Genomic DNA, 16,143 nt, shown 5'->3' with positions numbered 1-16,143 from the left:
GATTGTAAGTCTTGATCAATGTGCAGCAGCAGTGGCTGTAGAGTTATACTAAGGCAAAAGCGCTTTCAACATCAATGAAAGGAAAACCCGGTTTCGTCATCAACATTGTTGACAAGTTTTTTGATCCTCAGCAGCAGCAAAAAAACGGACAGCCCTATGGGGCTGTCCGCTCGCTTGCGGCATAGGCCGCGTCCTCTCCGGGAGACTGCCCGCCATTGTGGGTCAGTCCGTGAGATTCCGTATACTTGGCAAGATACTGCTTGCCGAACATTTCGTCATACTGGAGCTCGCGGTACTTCTCCACGTCCGCTTCCACCGACGGCGGAATTTTCGTGTACAGCTCCTGATTGGCATCCACGACAAGGGAACGCAGCAGCCCCGGTGTCTTCTTCGCAAGCTCCGCGTTGTAAGCCCAGGCCGCCGGCAGCGGAAGATCCAGCCGGTCCAGCACATAGGCGCTCAGGAAGGAGTTGCTGAGCACCGGCACTTCTTCCTCCGGGAGCTTCGTATTGGACCACATGACGAACGGCACGCTGTGCATGCGCTTCTGCTCTTCAAGCGACCACTGCTCGGCTTTGCCCGTGTGGATGAAGTCCGCCTGCACGTAAGCGTCATAGTCGTAGCCCAGCATCGGCAGATGGTCGCCGTAGAAGACCACCACGGTCGGCTCGCCCGACTTCTCCAGCGAATCGATGAGCAGCTGCAGGCTGCGATCGGCATCACGAACGCCCTGGGTATAGGTCTGCAGCATGTCGCGAGCACTGTCGCTCAGATCACCGTCCACCGAAATCTCTGTTTCCCCATATCTTTTGTCGTCATAGGGGCCGTGATTCTGCATCGTTACCGCGTAGATGAACGTCGGTTCCGCGTTGGCATCGATTTCCTTAAGGATGCTCCGCGAGACCTCGTCATCGGAGATGAAAGCCCCTTTATACTCGGGATTCACCATCCCCTCCTTGCTCAGGAAGCTGTCGAAGCCCATGTGCTTGTACACCTGCTCCCGGTTCCAGAACCAGCCCTCATAGGAGTGGATGGCCGCACTGCGGTAGCCCTGCCCTTTGAAATAGCTGGCCATGCTCGCGATCGGCTTCGAGATATACTGCTGGTACGGTACGGAGCCTGCCGGCAGGAAACTCATCGACTGGCCCGTCAGGACCTCAAACTCCACGTTGCTCGTACCTCCGCCGAACTGCGGCGATAACAGGTAGCCGGACGTCGATTCCTGCTGCAGGCGGTGGACCGTCGGAAGCGGGTCCTCGCTGAACTTGACGCCGGGCAGCAGCGTAGGATCCCAGAACGCTTCGTTCATGATGAAGACCACATTGGGCTTCTCTCCAGAGGCGGCACTGGCCTTGGAAGCGCCTACCAATTGGTTGAGACTCTCCGCCATCGAGGCGATCGACATCTCACTGTAGCCCGGAGGCTTCGGAACAATCGTATTTTTAACATTCATGGTAAAAGCCAGCGAGAGGCCGTTCGTCCCGTAGTTCTGGCCTTGATTCCATACAATCTCGTTGGCTCCGGCGGCATTCATCACCTTCAGCGTCCATGGGGACTGCACACCGAAGGAATGCAGCATGAACAGGCTCATCAGAGCCAGCGACAGGCGCGTAACGGGACGCGGACGAAGCCGCGGCATCCACCGGGCGAACAGGAAGATCAGAATGACCGCTCCGAATACGGTTCCGAGCTTGGTCAGAGCATCCTTCGAGGTAACCAGAGGCAGGATGTTCATGCTTTCTTTATTGAGAAATATATCCCATGGAAAAAAGGGTTCACCGATGAGCTTCTGCTTGAAATACGAAATCATCGAAACCAGCATAAGCAGCAGGGTGCTGACCCCGACTGCCGGCAGCAGGCTGCCGATGAGGCTGTACAGCAGGCTGAAGACCAGGAAGGTCATGACCGCGTTGAGCGCGAACAGGTAGCGGTTGCCGGAGATCCACTCCCAGGTGGCGTCCCAGCTGCCCCGCTGAATAAATTCCATGCCAAAGACCAAGAGAACCGGTACGATCAACAATGCCGATAGGATGGCACTGCTTCTTCCCGCGCGGGCAAGCTTCGATCGTGATGACTTTGGCTGTCCTTTGGTGGCCAAAGAACGACGCATCGTTTCTCACACTCCTTATCTTCCCGCGTTTCTGGCACAGCCGGTTGTTGACGGCGCCCCTCGCGCCTCCGGCCGCTTTCTCTCTATGCGGATATTGCAATGGTTTTAAGCTATTGTAAAGGAGAAACATGAAAATAACCTGAAAATAAATGTCAATGGGGAAAATTGGTTCTTTCGGCAGGTTCAAGAAGCCTAGAAATCGACAAAATAACAGGCGGTGGGTTAGAAAAAATCCCGTACTCTCCTTTTACCCTCATTTACATATTCTTAAAACTCCGAAGGTGTGTCAAATTTGTGACGGTGGGTAAACACAAAAAACGAAGGGACTTCGCGTCCCTCCGTTCTTGGATAGGCAAACTTGATTGTCTGCTTACCGGCCCATATTCGCAGCCTGCACCGACTGCTCCAGACCGGCCAGGTAGGTACGAAGCAAAATGTCCAGGCTCTGGTCGGGATCCAGATCCATGCCGAACCCGCCCCGCATCTCAAGCGCTGCGAATCCGTGCAGCAGGCTCCGCAGCCCCCGGACCGTGTGCAGGGCGTCTTCCCGCTCCAGGCCGAAGGCATCCAGCACCTGCAGAAGCAGATGCAGCAGGGCATCTCCGGCCGCCTCGACTTCCGCATCCATAACATCCGGAGCCCGCATGATGCCCTCGTACAGGCCGGGGTGCCGGCGCGCGAACTCGACATACGCGAGCCCCGTCGCGTGGACGGCCCTGCTCCCGGACTTGCCGAGTGCGGCCTCAGCCAGTCGGAGGCGGAGCTGCACCAGCCCGTGGACCGCGAGTTCCTTCCGCAGCCCCGGCAGGCCGGAGATGTGATTATACAGCGACGGCGTCTTCACTTTCAGCTCGGCCGCAAGCGCGGCGAGAGTTACGCCTTCATATCCTTCGCGGTCAGCGAGGGCGGCCGCAGCCTGCAGGACGCTGCCGCTGTCCAGTCCCGCTCTTCCCATCTTTTCTTCAGCTCCTCTCTTACAGTGCCGCAGCTGCGGCCTCAATCGCCCTGCTCATCGCGGTCAGCGGCTGCTTCAGCATCCGTCCGTGGCCTACCGCGAGCACCGACGGCTTCAGGTCCCGGAGGCGGCGGGCACTCTCTACGGCCAGGCCCTTGTGCCAAGTGCCGAAGGCCGGGAACGGGAACCACGGGACGATCTTCCCGGCTACCGCAGCGCCGCCGCGCAGCTGAAAGGCGTCCCCTGCGATCAGGGCGCCGGTCCGCGTATCAAGGAACGCCATCGATCCCGGCGTGTGCCCCGGCGCCGAGACAGCCTGCAGTGAGCCGATCCGGTCACCATCCGCCAGCGTCACGTCCGCACGGGTCTGCAGCCCCTTGGGAGCGCCGCCGCGGATCGGCGACTGAGGCTCGCCCGGGTCGAGCGTGCGGTCGCCCCCGAGCAGACGGGCGTCACGCGCGGAGATCATGACCCGGGCCTCCGGGAGCGCCGTATGCAGGGCGTCCAGCGCGCCGACATGATCCTCGTGCGCATGCGTAAGCACAATCCGGGTGATCGGCTTGCCGATGCGATCCGCCGCAGCCAGTATACCCTTGGCGCTCATCGGCAGCGCCGCATCGATCAGCGTGAGCTCCGCCTCTTCCTCCACCAGATAACAGTTTACCGGGAACAGCACCGGAAAAAACGTGATCCCGTGCAGCCACTCGATACGTTCCGTACGCATCATCCATCGCCTCCGTACTGTTTAACTAATCTTATTAGTATAATAACTAATACAATTAGTTTTGGCAATAGGTTCAGCTTATTTTTTTTCCAACTGCCGCAGTTGTTCCCTGCCGATGTCCCCTGTCCCTGCAAAGCAAAGAAGCCTGGGGCGCAGCATCCTGCGGCCCCAGACCCGTCCGGCTATCCTCTCTGCTTATCCCTGCAGAATCCGTTCGATCCGCTGCAGTTCTTCCTCGGTGAACTCCAGATTCGCGACCGCGCCTACCGCATCCTCGATCTGGCTGACCTTGCTCGCGCCGATGAGCGCTGAAGTGACCCGGCCGCCGCGCAGCACCCAGGCCAGCGCCATCTGGGACAGCTTCTGGCCGCGCTCCTGGGCAAGGACGTTCAGCTCCCTGACCTTGCCGAGCACGCTGTCCGTCAGCTCCTCCGGACGCAGGAAGACACTTGGCCCCGCCGCCCGGGAATCGCTTGGAATGCCGTTCAGATAGCGGTCCGTCAGGATCCCCTTGTACAGCGGCGAGAAAGCGATGCTGCCTACACCCTCTTCCTCCAGCACATCGAGCAGTCCGTCTTCCACCCAGCGGTTCAGCATCGAATAGCTCGGCTGGTGAATCAGGCACGGCGTACCGAGCCGGCGCAGAATGCCGATGGCTTCTTTCGCCTCTTCGGGACGGTAGTTCGAGATCCCGACATACAGCGCCTTGCCCTGCCGTACGACCAGATCAAGCGCGGACATCGTTTCCTCGAGCGGCGTGTTCGGGTCCGGACGGTGGTGGTAGAAGATATCCACGTAGTCCAGGCCCATCCGCTTCAGACTCTGGTCCAGGCTCGAGACGAGGTACTTCTTGGAGCCCCACTCGCCGTAAGGTCCCGGCCACATGTAATAGCCCGCCTTGGTCGAGATGAGAATCTCATCGCGGTAAGCCCCGAGATCCTGCTTCAGGATGCTGCCGAAATTCTCTTCGGCCGAACCTGGAGGAGGGCCGTAATTGTTCGCGAGATCAAAGTGGGTGATCCCGAGGTCGAAAGCCCGGCGCACCATCGCGCGGCCGTTCTCATAGGTGTCGATGCCCCCAAAATTGTGCCACAAGCCAAGCGAGATGGCCGGCAGCCGCAGTCCGCTGCGGCCCGAGCGGTTATACTTCATGGTTTCATAGCGGTTCGATTCAGCCAGATAAGTCAAGGCAATCCCTTCCTTCGCAGGTATAATGGTTGTTGGTTTCCCGTTGATGTCATCAGTGCCAATGCTGCCATGGAAGTCCGCAGCCCCGCGTAACGCCGGCTCCGGGACTCCACACAATACCGTAGCTCAGGATGTATGCCTCTGCCCTCCTGAGTGCTCTTCCCCATTCTACCCTTCTTCGGCCTTCAGGCATATGTCAGTACGTCTGCGAAATATAGTATAATGTCACCATGATTCAGGCCTTTCAAGTGAGGACGAGTACAGCGATGCCATCCGGTAAAAGAACCTATATCCCCGCTCCCGCCGCCGTTCAGCCCGGCATGGAGCTCAAATTATATTACTGCGGTGCGGAAGACTGCGCACCCGGGCATTCCTGGGGCCCCGGCCTCAAGGACCACTACAAGATCCATGTGGTCCGCAGCGGCCGGGGAATCCTCCGCAGGGGCGGCCGGACCTATGCCGTATCGGCCGGTCAAGGCTTCCTCATCCGGCCTCAGGATGTGGCCTACTACGAAGCGGATGCGGACGAACCCTGGAGCTACGCCTGGGCCGCCTTCAACGGGCTGCAGGCGGACAGCTTCCTGGGCCGGGCGGGACTCGGCACCGAGGCGCCGGTGTTCTCCTGCACCGAGGAGGAGGGGACCCTGCTGTGGCGCCTGATCGAGGAGATGATCGGAGCCGGCAGCCGGCCCGCTTCCCGGGATCTGCGCCTGCTCTCCTCGCTCTACGCGCTGCTCGGTGCGTTGGTCGACCGGGCGGAGAACGGCCGGGACGCCGTTCCCGCAGCAGCCGGCGGCACAGCCGGTGACAGCTATGTGGCCCGGGCGGTCGCCTATATAGAGACGAATTACTCGCGCAGCATGACGGTGGAGGAGCTCGCCGCCGAGCTCGGTCTCGACCGCAAGTATGCGGCTCGGCTGTTCAAGGAAGCGCTCGGCGTTCCGCCGCGGCAGTTCCTGCTCCGGTACCGGATGGAGCAGGCCAGTCTGCTCCTGCGGCGGGAGAGCCTGTCCGTTGCGGAAGTCGCCCACTCGGTCGGCTACCGCGACCCCCTGCTCTTCTCGCGGATGTTCAAGAAAGTCAAAGGGTGCTCGCCCCAGATCTACCGCCGGAAGTAATGTCCGGGAGCGAGCGCCCGTCGGCCGTTCGGCATTGGAGCCGCACAGCCTGCTCGGAAGCCCGCCTGGCTTCACGCCTCCGCCGCGGTGGAAGAAGCTCCCCCTTCTAGCGCAAACCCTGCCCCCAATCAGAGAGCCCACCAGCCTCCGGTTAGGGGTATTTCGTTATTTTTCTTGACGCCGGTATCCTCCTTATGGTTAACTTAAATTAAACATTTAGATAATTTTCTAAATATATAATAATTAACATTGAACCGCAGGAAGAGGTGAACCCATCATGGCTCTCAATCATACCTTCAAGGCCCTCTCGGATCCGACCCGAAGGCAGATTCTCGACCTTCTGAAGGAGCGCGACATGACCGCCGGCGAGATCGCCGAGAAGTTCGACATGTCGAAGCCGAGCATCTCCCATCACCTCAATCTGCTCAAGCAGGCGGAGCTCGTCTGGGATGAACGCCGGGGGCAGCACATCGTCTACTCTCTGAATCTGACCGTGTTCCAGGAGCTCATGAAGTGGCTTCTTGCCTTCCCCCTCCCCGCAGAGAACAGCGCCGGACAAACCAAAAAAGGAAAGGAATGATCTCTCATGAAACGTTATCTGCCCAGCATCACCCTGCTTGTTCTGACCGTCGCCCTGAGCTTCTTGGTCTATCCGTACCTGCCCGAGCAGATGGCCGTCCACTTCCGCTTCGACGGCACCCCCGACGGATTCATGACCAAAGCGTGGGCCCTGGCAACGCCGCCCCTGTTTATGCTTCTGCTGATGGCGGCAGCCCTCCTGGTCCCCGTGAACCCGTCCGACGCCCGCACCTTATCCGCCCGGACCCTCGTCCGTGAAACCTCCATCGCCCTCCTGTTCGGCGTTCACATCGCCATCATCCTGTACGGAATGGGCTACACGTTCGACATGGCCAAGTATGTCACCCTCCTCATGGGCATCGTGTTCCTCATCACAGGCAACTATATGCCGCGCTTCCAGCCGAACTACTATGTTGGAATCCGGACGCCGTGGACCCTCGCGAGCGAAGAGAATTGGCGCCGCACCCACCGCACAGCCGGCAAAATCTGGTTCATCGGCGGCCTGCTCATGTTTGTCTGCCTGCTTCTTCCGGAAGGCATGACCGCCTTCGGCTTCCTGTTCATCCTCATCGCCGTCATTGGGATCACCCTCGTCGTCTCCTTTTATCACTCCCGGGGGCGCGCATGAAAAGGAACCTGCCTCTGACACTACTGCTGACACTCCTCGGCACACTCGGAGCCATCGCCATTCTCCCCTATCAGCTGGCCCTTCTCGGAGGATCGCTCCCGGATCCCGGCGGGCTTCCTCTTCCCGCCTCTCTAGCCTTGGGCGTGGCTCAGCAGGCCGTGCTGCTCTTCATTGTCACCTCCATCGGAGTGAGGCTGCAGAAGCGAACCGCCCTGGACATCCCCCTTCTGCGCGCGTGGATCACCCGGACGCAGCGGCCTCCGGTTTCTCTTGCCTGGATGGCCGGCGGGATCGCAGGCAGCCTGATCGGTTGCGTGGTCATCGCACTGCTTGATGCCTACCTCTTCACTCCGGCTATCACAGCTTCCCCTACGGAGCATACTCTCCGTCCATCCTGGTGGCAGTCCCTGCTCACCATGTTCTATGGAGGCGTCACGGAGGAACTCATGCTGCGCCTCTTCGCCATGACCCTGTTCGTATGGCTGCTTGCCAAGCTGACCGGCAAATCCGGCGAACGCATTCCCTCCGTGTACTACTGGACCGCCGTTCTCCTCTCGACCCTTCTGTTCGGCATCGGGCATCTGCCTGCGGCTTCCGGCCTGTACGGGACCCTCAGCGGGATGATCGTCGCCCGCATCCTGATTCTGAACGGACTGCTCGGCATCTGGTTCGGTTATTTATACTGGAAAAAAGGATTGGAATACGCTATGGTTTCCCATATGTCTGCCGACCTATTTCTCCATGTGGTTTTTCCATCTATTTTTGACTAAAAATGGGCCTAGCGATTCATGATTTTTCTAGAATCCCTGCAACCTTCTTTGGATCCGGCACGTTTAGTGCGTAGCAACCCATTCCACGATACGGAGAGGATCCATTTATGCAAAGGCCATTCTTCAAACCATGGGGCATCGCCGGCATCACCACCGCCATTCTGCTCACTTCCACAGCACCCCTTCCCGCCATCACGTCCGCCGCCTCGGCTGAACAGGCACCGGCCGTGCTGCTGCCCGCCGCCATACCTTCGGCCCCTGCCAAGGAAGCCGCCCCGGCTGCAAGCGAAGCCCCTGTGAATACAGCCGTTTCCCGAGAGCGCGCGATTGAGCTGGCCGGTTCCTACGTCACCCTTCCTTCGGACTACAAGCTCCAGAGCGTGAATTACCAGGTCACCCCGTCCGCCGGCGGCAGTACCCGCGGCTCCTGGAACCTGTCCTTCGTCAAGCAGGACGCCAAAGGGTACTACGGCAGCATCAGTGTAACGGTAGATTCCAACAGCGGCGAGCTGCTCTCCTATCAGATCTACGACAACGATCCGGACCGCAAGCCCTCCTTCCCTCCGCAGGTTTCCCTCGAGAAGGCCAAGGCGATCGGCGAGGCCCAGCTGGCCAAGCTGCTCCCGAAGGAGCAGAGCCAGCTGACCTACGCGGCCGAAGACGAGAAGAATTTCCGCAAGCCCCTCAGTGGGGAAACCCAGTATCCACTGCGCTGGGTCCGCAGTGTGAACGGCATTCCCTTCTACGCCAATGAAGTGCGGATCACCGTAGACGGTGATGGACGGATTGTCTCGTACTCCAAGCAGTGGGACGACTCGCTGACATTCGCGCCGGCCGGCACCCCGATTGCCGCCGACAAGGCTGCGGACATCCTCCGCCAAGCGTCGGCTCCGCGCCTCCAGTACGTGACTCCTTACAATGCGGACAGCAGCGCGCAGCAACTCTATGTCTCCTACCTGTCGGACCCGCTGATGGTCGACGCCGCTTCAGGCGAAGCACTGACCCTCTCCGGCGGCAAGCCCGCCACTGCCGCCAAACCCGTACCGGTCAGCGACAAGCCGCTCGCCGAGCTTCCCGCCTCATCGCTGAAGCTCACCAAAGAACAGGCGGTGGAGCGGATTACGGCACAATTCCCTCTGCCGAAGGATGCGAAGCTTGAAGACGCCTCCTACCGGGAGTTCACCGATCCCCGTACGAACCGGACTACGTCGGCCTGGGACTTGCGCTGGTCCATCGGCGGTTCGCCTGAGAACGGCGGCAAGGCGGTCTACGCCTCCGTTGACAGCTCCACGGGCATCATTCTCGCCTACTCGCCGAACGAATTCCGGCCGCTGGCTGCCTCCACGGATGCTGCGGGTACGGAGCTTTCCTCTGACGAGCTGAGAAGCAAAGCGGTTGAGCATGTGAAGGAGCTCCTGCCTGCCTATGCGCACCAGCTCTATCTCGAGCCGCAGGGCGAAGAATCTCCCGAATGGAAGACCAAGCTTGCTGTCATGCCGTACTACCCTGTGAACTTCCGCCGCATCGTCGGCGGCATTCCGACCGAGTATGAGTCGGTTACCCTCGGCCTCGACCGCAAGAGCGGCGAGCTCAAGGAGCTCAGCTCCAATCTCTCGACCATCGCCTACCCGGCGGAACCGCCGAAGGTCATCGCGGAGGACGAGGCACGGAAGCTGCTGCTCGGCCAGTACGACATCAAGCTGCAGTACGTCATTGACTACAAAGGCAAGCCTTCTCCGTACGGCTTCGCTGGCACCGGCGGCATGGCGCAGGAGAAGTACAATGTCATGGTCGCCTCCGGAGAGATCAAGCCGGAGAGCGCCGAGAAGCTGCAGACACGCCTGGTCTACGGACTCGTTCCCAAGTTCACAGAGCGTGAGCAGCAGTTGTTCCTGGACGCGGAGTCCGGCAAGTGGCGCAGCCGTGAGAGCGGCCGCGAGGTAGATCCGTTCGCGGCGCCTCCCGCCGACATCACCGGCCACTGGGCGGAAGAAGCGCTGAACCTGATGATCGACTACGGCGCGCTGGATGTGACGGACGGCAAAGTCCAGCCGGACGGACTCATCACCCGCGGGGAGATGGTGAAGATGCTGCTCGCCGCCGTGAATGGCGGCTACCTGCCGATCTCCGCCGGAGCCTATGCCGAGCGGTCGGCCTCCTTCGCAGACGTCGCGAAGGACTCCAAGTACTTCGCTTATGTCGAGAACGCCGCCGACCGCGGCCTGATCGACCGGACCTCCGGCACGTTCCAGCCGGACGCCGCCCTCTCCCGCGCCGATCTGGCCGAGCTGCTCGTCCGCGCCTTGGGCTACCGGAAGCTGGCGCAGACCGAAGGGCTCTTCGTCCAGCAGGCCACCGACCTTGAAGCCGGCGCGGCGGCCAGCCCCGGTGCGGTAGCGCTCGTGAACGGCCTCGGCATCATGACGCTCGAGGACGGCAGGTTCCGGCCGAAGACCGAGATGACCCGGGCCGAGGCGGCCACCGCCTTCTACAAGTACCTGCAGGTGCGTGCGGAGCTGCAGGATTCGCCCGTGAATCCGCGCTGGTAACACAGCCTCCATCACATCTGCTTGAACATCGAAGCCCCGACATCCAGGACGTCGGGGCTTCTTTTTATGATCATAAGGCGGCTCCCCTTGCGCGGCTCGGGAAGGCAGTACGGCTCGAATCACGGGTAAACAGCCCCTCCTTGGCTGATGGGGAGCATCGTGTGGCTGCGTGTCGGAGTCCAGGCCACTTTTTACCTCGCCGGCATCGCACCTCTTCCCGAAACCTGCGGCTCTCTTCTGCGTAAAGTAATGCAAAACCAACATTGGGGAGGGATTCTTACTATGCTGAAACATCTGCTTCACAAAATCCTGCACTCCGTCATCGGTTCCAAACACAGCCACCGCCGCTACAGCAGTTCCCACCGTTACCACCGCCCGATGCGCCGCGGCTCATCGTCCGACCGCTACGGTTCCGGGTACGGCCAGCGCTATTATAAGAACAGACACGGCAGCAGCTATTCCAGCTAAACGCCCGAGACGCCTTCGGCTATGACCCGTGCAGCGTCTCCAGCACCCGGTCCAGCCCGGCCATACAGCTGACGGTATCCGCATAAGGCGGCTCCTCTTGCAGGAGCCGCCTTAGCAGCGTCCGCGTACCGTCCGACACCGTAAGCTCTTCCTCCCAGCCCGCCTCCGGACTGTTCTCGTCCGCCCGGTAGGTGGAGTACAGCAGGAACAGCAGGAAGTGGCCGGCTGCGTACAGGTCACTCTGCACCACAGGGGTGCGGCGCCGCCGCATCTCATCGTTCTCGAAGGGCTCCAGTCCCTCCGTATCGCCGATCCGGCGGGCGAGACCGAAGTCGATGAGATGGATCTCCCCGCCGCGTACCATCACGTTCGGAATACGGACATCCAGATGAACGTACCCCTGACGGTGGACGAAAGCCACGATCTCCAGCAGCTCCCGCACAAATCGGAGGGACACTTCCTGGGTGAACCGGCGCTCTTCCCGGAAGATCAGATCCTCTACCGTCTCCCCGGCAATGTACTCCGTGACCAGGCAGAGCCGTCCGCTCTCTTCGAAGAGCTGCCGGGCCTCAGGAATGCAGGGGTGGCGAAGCACCTGCAGGATCTCATGCTCCCGCTGCAGCAGGCGTCGGCCCAGCTCTTTTTTGCTCGGCTTCGCCATCTTCACGACCACGTCCGCCCCCGCTTCCCGGCTATCTCGGCACAGATAGGTCAGCCCGTAGCTTCCCATTCCAAGAAAACGCTCTACCATATAGCGGCCGCCCAGCAGCCTGCCCTCCCGCAGCGGGTAATCGATCCACGAGGTATACACGTTACGGAAATACTGCAGCATCCCGCCATCTCCTCTCCTGCCGCTCCCAGCGCACCGAATACCTCTTATTCCCTCATCGTACCAAAAGGAAGGTCAAACGGCTACGCCGGCCATCACAGAAATAATGAAAGCGCTCCGTTTCCGAGCAGGGGCGGGATGAATCGGATCGTAAACCGGAGGCTTCGGCATGCGATGCGGCCCTAGCTATCTTATGGCTAACCGCCATGGGCCAGGACCGTCGTCCGCCTACAGAGAAGCATGCCTTCGCCATTCCTGGCGGGCACAGCAGGACGCGCCCGCACAGCAAGAAGGACACCGGAGATCGAGCCGGTGTCCTTCTTGTATCCGCAGCGAATCCGGCCGGGCCAGAGGTTAAGCCCCGGCCCCGGACGCATCGTCGTAGGCGGCGACGCGGTTGCGGCCCTGCAGCTTTGCCTTGTACAGCGCCTTATCCGCCTGTCCGATGAGATCGCCCGGCTGCACCAGTGGGTGAGGGATCACGGTGGCCGCTCCCGCACTGAGGGTTACACAGCCGCCGGCCTTGGAGGCCTTGTGCGGAATGGCCGCCTGCTCCACCGCCGCCCTGACGGCTTCGGCGGCTTCCCGCGCCTCCACCGCTCCGGCACCGGGAAGAAGAATGACGAACTCCTCTCCCCCGTAGCGCGCCGCCAGGTGCCCTCTGCCCCCCGCCTCCGATTCGAGAATGCCTGCCACGGCCCTCAGGCAGGCGTCACCGCCTTGGTGCCCGTACGTATCGTTGTAGGCTTTGAAGAAATCGATATCGCAGAGGATGACCGAGAGCGGCTTGGCCTCCTTCGCTGCTTCCTTCCACGCCCTGCTATAGGCCTCGTCGAAGCTTCGCCGGTTGGTCATCCCCGTCAACCCGTCGCGGGAAGACAGCATCTTGAGCTTCCGGTTCGCCTCCTCAAGCATACGGTTGGTTTCCTGCAGCTTCATCTCGGCCGCCTTCCGTTCGGAGATATCCCGGAAGGAGGTGAAGATCGCCGGTTTACCCCCGTCCATAATCGAGCTGATCGAGACCTCTACCGGCACCTCCGTCCCCTGTGCCGTCAAGTATGTCAGCTCCAGATGGGGAAGGACCCCGTTGGTTCGATACAGTTCTTTGGCATCCAGCAGTTCTTTGTCATAGTGCTTCGGGTGCAGGAAGCGCTCCGTCGGGGTGCCGATCACCTCAGCAGGACTCTTACACCCGAAGATGGCGGCGGCACGGTCATTCGCGAATACGATCCGCCCCTCCTGATACACGCAGACGGCATCCGGCGAGAGCTCGACCAGCTTGCGGAACCGGTCCTCCGTCTCCTTCAGCGACAGCTCCGCCCGCCGGCGTTCCGTCAGGTCGAGCGCCATAACCATGGCCGACGCGTTTCCCTTGTAGCGGATGTCCGTGCCCTGCATGAGCACGTCGATGATCCGGCCGTCGACGCCGACCAGCTTCTCCTCCAGCAGTTCCACGGGAGTTCCGTTCTCGTACATCTGCCGGGCCCGCCGCCTTACTTCATCGTGATACTCATGATGCACAAAATCCATGATGTTCCGGCCGATGAGCTCTTCCGGCGAAGCGGCACCCAGCATCCGGGAGCCCGACTGGTTAATGAACACGATCCGGCCTTCCGTATGCACCGCAATCAACTCGGGGGACAGCTCAACCAGCCGGCGGTACCGGGCCTCGCTGCTCCGCAGTTCTTCCTCCGCCCGTTTGCGATCGGAGATATCCCGCAGGATGTTCAGCGAAGCCTTCCGGCCGCCGAGATCAATGATCTGCGTACTGCATTCGCACAGGAAGATCTCCCCACTCTTCGCCTTAAGGCGCCACTCGAAGGTCGCCGATCCTTTCTCCTTCAGAAGCCGGATGACCTTCGCGTACTCCGTTTTGAAGTGCTCATCCCCCACGCCGAGCTCCACGCCGGTCATGCCCCTCAGCTCATCCCTGGTATAACCGAGCTTGCGGCATGCCACATCGTTGGCCTCCAGAGTCAGTCCTACCGTATTGTGAAAGTCCCCGAGCACAATCATATCGCTGGCATTCTCGAACAAGGCCCGGAACCGGTTCTCCGAGTCGAGGATCTGGGCTTCCGTTTTTTTGCGCCGGGTGATGTCCCGGATGATGCTGCTGTAAAAGGAGACCCCTCCGGTCTGCCAGCGGGTAAAAGAAAGCTCGATGGGAAAGGTATGCCCGTCCCGGTGCAGCCCTTCCAGCTCCAGCGTCCCGCTCCCGGCCAGCTCCGTCCGGCCCGCCGCCGCTTCCTTTTGTGCGGCGAGAGAATCAGGGGTCAGCTGAGGGATGATGCAGGAGAGCAGCCGGCCCAGGGCTTCGCTGCGCGAGTAGCCGTAGATTCGCTCGGCCCCCGGATTCCAATCGAGAATCCGCATCTCGCCGTCCGCCAAAATAATGGCGTCCTGGGCCGTCTGGGATACCGCCCGGTACAGGTTCTGGGCATTGACGTGCGACAGGCCGAAAGAGAGGGTCGGCGCAATCTGCAGGAGCTGAAGCAGATGCTTCTTGGAAAGATGGTCCGCCCGCTTCGAGCCTGCCCCCAGTACCGCAATCACCTGTCCTTGATAGAAGACCGGAACATGGAGGGAGGACCGCATTCCTTTCTCGTACAGCTGCCGGTCCAGAAGGCCGGATGGACGGTGCAGGTTCCAGTTCGGATAGTGCATCGGCTCCCGGCACCGGATGATCTCCACCGAATCCGTACCGCTGTCCGTCACAGGGCCCGTAATCTCCGACATGACGCCGTCCTCCCGCAGCGTGACGAGCCTGTAACCGCTGTGGTCCACGGTAAGAAGACTGCCAAAGTCGCATTCCAGCAGCTCGATAATCTCTCGCAGCACCTTTCGATGGATATCGCCGTGATCGGACCGTTCGAACTCCCTCATCAGCGCGGCAATCGCACGGTTGACGTTCAGCCGCAGGATGCTGCCGTGGATTAAGGTGTACACCAGCGCGCAGAAGAACGAACCTCCGAGCAGCAGCGAACAATAATACGGAAGAATACCGTATTCCTGCGGCGGCAGAACCAGAAGCAGGGAGAGGGCCGTTACCGCTATAAAATAAACCGTCATCGTCACCCACCTGCGCAGGCAGCCCCGTATGTAATGGGCGATCCCCCCCGCCCCGGCTGCGGCGAGGAACGTATATAATGCAGCCTGCAGGGCTGCCGGATCACCGCCCGCTTCCGAAAGCCGGAACCCCCCGATCAGCAGGCCGGCCGTCAGCGCTCCTGTGAAGCCGCCGAAATGCCCGGCCAGCATGACCGTCAGCTGCCGGTAATCCAGCACGACGTGCTCTGTAACCGGATAACCGTAATGGATGAAGAGGATTCCGAAGACGCCTTGAAGCAGACCCGCGGATATACGCTGCCGCAGAGTCATGCGGAAGGCGGAGCGAGGGAACAGAAACATCGTTATAAGCAGCAGGCCGATGACCAGCACCAGATCTTCAATCAGCACTTGGAGAATCAATGGGGTCCCTCCGGAAAGTTAGCTTGATCTCATTAAAGTTAGCTTACTATCATAAAATGTAGCTCGATACCACTTTATTCGACATCATTCGTCATTTTCCTGTCGGCACTTCTAACGAATATTCCCAAAACTGTTGAAATCCACATCTGAACCGCGGCCGCAGGCGGCATAAAGAGTGGAAGCAGGCCGGTCCGCATGAAAAAACCGCCGTCTTCGGAGAAGACAAGCGGCTGTGAGCTTGCTGCAGGGCGGTGGAAAGCCAGACCTAGCGTGCCCTTATGCGCCCCCGCGAGCTGCGGTAAAGCGCCAGACCGGCGAACAGCATAAGAAGCCCCGAAGCATCGTAAGCCAGATCGAAAGCGGTCTGGTACTCCCCCGGATGCACATGATGAAGCTGAAGCACATGATGGTTGATGATGCCTTCCACGAAGTTGAAGAGCCCGGCGCCGGTGAACAGGCCGGAGAGGAAAAGCCTCCTTGCGCCGGGTTCGTCCGCCCTGCCGCTGTTCCATAGAACCACCGCACCCCAGATCATGACCACCGTCACCGCAAGATGAAAGAGCCCGTCGCTCATAATCTGATGCTGCCGGTCCGTATGCATATTGACGCTGTGCCACTGGAGCAGCTGGTGGAAGATGATCCCGTCGAGCATGCCGATCGCTCCGATCCCGAGCAGGAACGCGCCCAGCAGAGTCGGGTGATGCCGAAGGTCATGCGTGAATCCGTTCATTAGGGTGCCTCCTTCGTACGTAACGGA

14 protein-coding genes are annotated in these 16,143 nt (G+C 60.5%); 7 read left to right on the top strand and 7 right to left on the bottom strand.

Annotation, left to right across the window (positions count from 1 at the left end):
* Positions 1 to 154: 154 nt before the first annotated feature.
* Positions 155 to 1,987, bottom strand: coding sequence for an LTA synthase family protein (locus ACP26L_RS01915; protein WP_426450784.1), 1,833 nt, complete (start codon positions 1,985 to 1,987; stop codon positions 155 to 157).
* Between ACP26L_RS01915 and ACP26L_RS01910 the strand changes: the two genes are divergently transcribed.
* Entirely contained in the window at positions 1,986 to 2,219 is a 234-nt protein-coding gene (locus ACP26L_RS01910; protein ID WP_426450783.1) for a hypothetical protein, read from the top strand. The genes ACP26L_RS01915 and ACP26L_RS01910 overlap by 2 nt on opposite strands.
* Before the next feature lie 261 nt (positions 2,220 to 2,480).
* Here the strand turns inward: ACP26L_RS01910 and ACP26L_RS01905 are convergent, their stop codons facing one another.
* The 3 genes from ACP26L_RS01905 to mgrA form a co-directional block, all read right to left on the bottom strand.
* A complete protein-coding gene (locus ACP26L_RS01905) occupies positions 2,481 to 3,065 on the bottom strand; it encodes a WHG domain-containing protein (protein WP_426450782.1) in 585 nt (194 codons plus the stop codon).
* Positions 3,066 to 3,084: 19 nt separating this feature from the next.
* Positions 3,085 to 3,789 carry an MBL fold metallo-hydrolase gene (locus ACP26L_RS01900; protein WP_426450781.1) on the bottom strand — a complete coding sequence of 235 codons (705 nt, stop codon included), beginning with the start codon at positions 3,787 to 3,789 and terminating at the stop codon, positions 3,085 to 3,087.
* Positions 3,790 to 3,984: 195 nt separating this feature from the next.
* Positions 3,985 to 4,977, bottom strand: a complete 993-nt coding sequence (gene mgrA, locus ACP26L_RS01895; protein WP_426450780.1) for an L-glyceraldehyde 3-phosphate reductase — start codon at positions 4,975 to 4,977, stop codon at positions 3,985 to 3,987.
* A gap of 266 nt (positions 4,978 to 5,243) precedes the next feature.
* Here mgrA and ACP26L_RS01890 point away from each other — a divergent pair, with 266 nt between their 5' ends.
* From ACP26L_RS01890 to ACP26L_RS01865, 6 genes are all read left to right on the top strand, one after another.
* The gene (locus ACP26L_RS01890) at positions 5,244 to 6,095 is read left to right on the top strand and encodes an AraC family transcriptional regulator (protein WP_426450779.1); all 852 of its coding nucleotides are present in this window, start codon (positions 5,244 to 5,246) and stop codon (positions 6,093 to 6,095) included.
* Positions 6,096 to 6,372: 277 nt separating this feature from the next.
* A complete protein-coding gene (locus tag ACP26L_RS01885; protein ID WP_426450778.1) occupies positions 6,373 to 6,675 on the top strand; it encodes an autorepressor SdpR family transcription factor in 303 nt (100 codons plus the stop codon).
* A 6-nt stretch (positions 6,676 to 6,681) separates the two neighbouring features.
* Complete coding sequence (locus tag ACP26L_RS01880) at positions 6,682 to 7,302, top strand: SdpI family protein (protein WP_426450776.1); 621 nt, start codon at positions 6,682 to 6,684, stop codon at positions 7,300 to 7,302.
* Positions 7,299 to 8,072: a CPBP family intramembrane glutamic endopeptidase gene (locus ACP26L_RS01875; RefSeq protein WP_426450775.1), complete on the top strand. Its 774-nt coding sequence runs from the start codon at positions 7,299 to 7,301 to the stop codon at positions 8,070 to 8,072. Before ACP26L_RS01880 ends, ACP26L_RS01875 begins: the two co-directional genes overlap by 4 nt.
* A 107-nt stretch (positions 8,073 to 8,179) precedes the next feature.
* Positions 8,180 to 10,621 (top strand): YcdB/YcdC domain-containing protein, encoded by a 2,442-nt coding sequence (locus ACP26L_RS01870; RefSeq protein ID WP_426450773.1) that lies wholly within the window; start codon positions 8,180 to 8,182, stop codon positions 10,619 to 10,621.
* A 282-nt stretch (positions 10,622 to 10,903) separates the two neighbouring features.
* Positions 10,904 to 11,089, top strand: coding sequence for a hypothetical protein (locus tag ACP26L_RS01865; protein WP_426450772.1), 186 nt, complete (start codon positions 10,904 to 10,906; stop codon positions 11,087 to 11,089).
* 19 nt (positions 11,090 to 11,108) lie between these two features.
* Here ACP26L_RS01865 and ACP26L_RS01860 read toward each other — a convergent pair whose 3' ends face one another.
* The 3 genes from ACP26L_RS01860 to ACP26L_RS01850 form a co-directional block, all read right to left on the bottom strand.
* Positions 11,109 to 11,921: a serine/threonine protein kinase gene (locus tag ACP26L_RS01860; protein ID WP_426450770.1), complete on the bottom strand. Its 813-nt coding sequence runs from the start codon at positions 11,919 to 11,921 to the stop codon at positions 11,109 to 11,111.
* Between the two features lie 351 nt (positions 11,922 to 12,272).
* Positions 12,273 to 15,386, bottom strand: coding sequence for a PAS domain S-box protein (locus tag ACP26L_RS01855; protein ID WP_426450769.1), 3,114 nt, complete (start codon positions 15,384 to 15,386; stop codon positions 12,273 to 12,275).
* Positions 15,387 to 15,651: 265 nt separating this feature from the next.
* Complete coding sequence (locus tag ACP26L_RS01850; RefSeq protein WP_426450768.1) at positions 15,652 to 16,116, bottom strand: DUF2243 domain-containing protein; 465 nt, start codon at positions 16,114 to 16,116, stop codon at positions 15,652 to 15,654.
* Positions 16,117 to 16,143 lie beyond the last annotated feature (27 nt).

Origin of the sequence: Paenibacillus sp. S-38 (assembly GCF_049942825.1) — a bacterium.
Lineage (GTDB): Bacteria > Bacillota > Bacilli > Paenibacillales > NBRC-103111 > Paenibacillus_G.
The sequence above is the reverse complement of the archived record's forward strand: the minus strand, read 5'-3'. Positions and strand labels throughout refer to the sequence as shown.

Coding starts and splice junctions, on each gene's coding strand:
- ACP26L_RS01910 (WP_426450783.1), top strand. CDS start 1,986: ATGCCAAAGACCAAGAGAACCGGTACGATCAACAATGCCGATAGGATG.
- ACP26L_RS01915 (WP_426450784.1), bottom strand. CDS start 1,987: ATGGAATTTATTCAGCGGGGCAGCTGGGACGCCACCTGGGAGTGGATC.
- ACP26L_RS01905 (WP_426450782.1), bottom strand. CDS start 3,065: ATGGGAAGAGCGGGACTGGACAGCGGCAGCGTCCTGCAGGCTGCGGCC.
- ACP26L_RS01900 (WP_426450781.1), bottom strand. CDS start 3,789: ATGCGTACGGAACGTATCGAGTGGCTGCACGGGATCACGTTTTTTCCG.
- ACP26L_RS01890 (WP_426450779.1), top strand. CDS start 5,244: ATGCCATCCGGTAAAAGAACCTATATCCCCGCTCCCGCCGCCGTTCAG.
- ACP26L_RS01885 (WP_426450778.1), top strand. CDS start 6,373: ATGGCTCTCAATCATACCTTCAAGGCCCTCTCGGATCCGACCCGAAGG.
- ACP26L_RS01880 (WP_426450776.1), top strand. CDS start 6,682: ATGAAACGTTATCTGCCCAGCATCACCCTGCTTGTTCTGACCGTCGCC.
- ACP26L_RS01875 (WP_426450775.1), top strand. CDS start 7,299: ATGAAAAGGAACCTGCCTCTGACACTACTGCTGACACTCCTCGGCACA.
- ACP26L_RS01870 (WP_426450773.1), top strand. CDS start 8,180: ATGCAAAGGCCATTCTTCAAACCATGGGGCATCGCCGGCATCACCACC.
- ACP26L_RS01865 (WP_426450772.1), top strand. CDS start 10,904: ATGCTGAAACATCTGCTTCACAAAATCCTGCACTCCGTCATCGGTTCC.
- ACP26L_RS01860 (WP_426450770.1), bottom strand. CDS start 11,921: ATGCTGCAGTATTTCCGTAACGTGTATACCTCGTGGATCGATTACCCG.
- ACP26L_RS01850 (WP_426450768.1), bottom strand. CDS start 16,116: ATGAACGGATTCACGCATGACCTTCGGCATCACCCGACTCTGCTGGGC.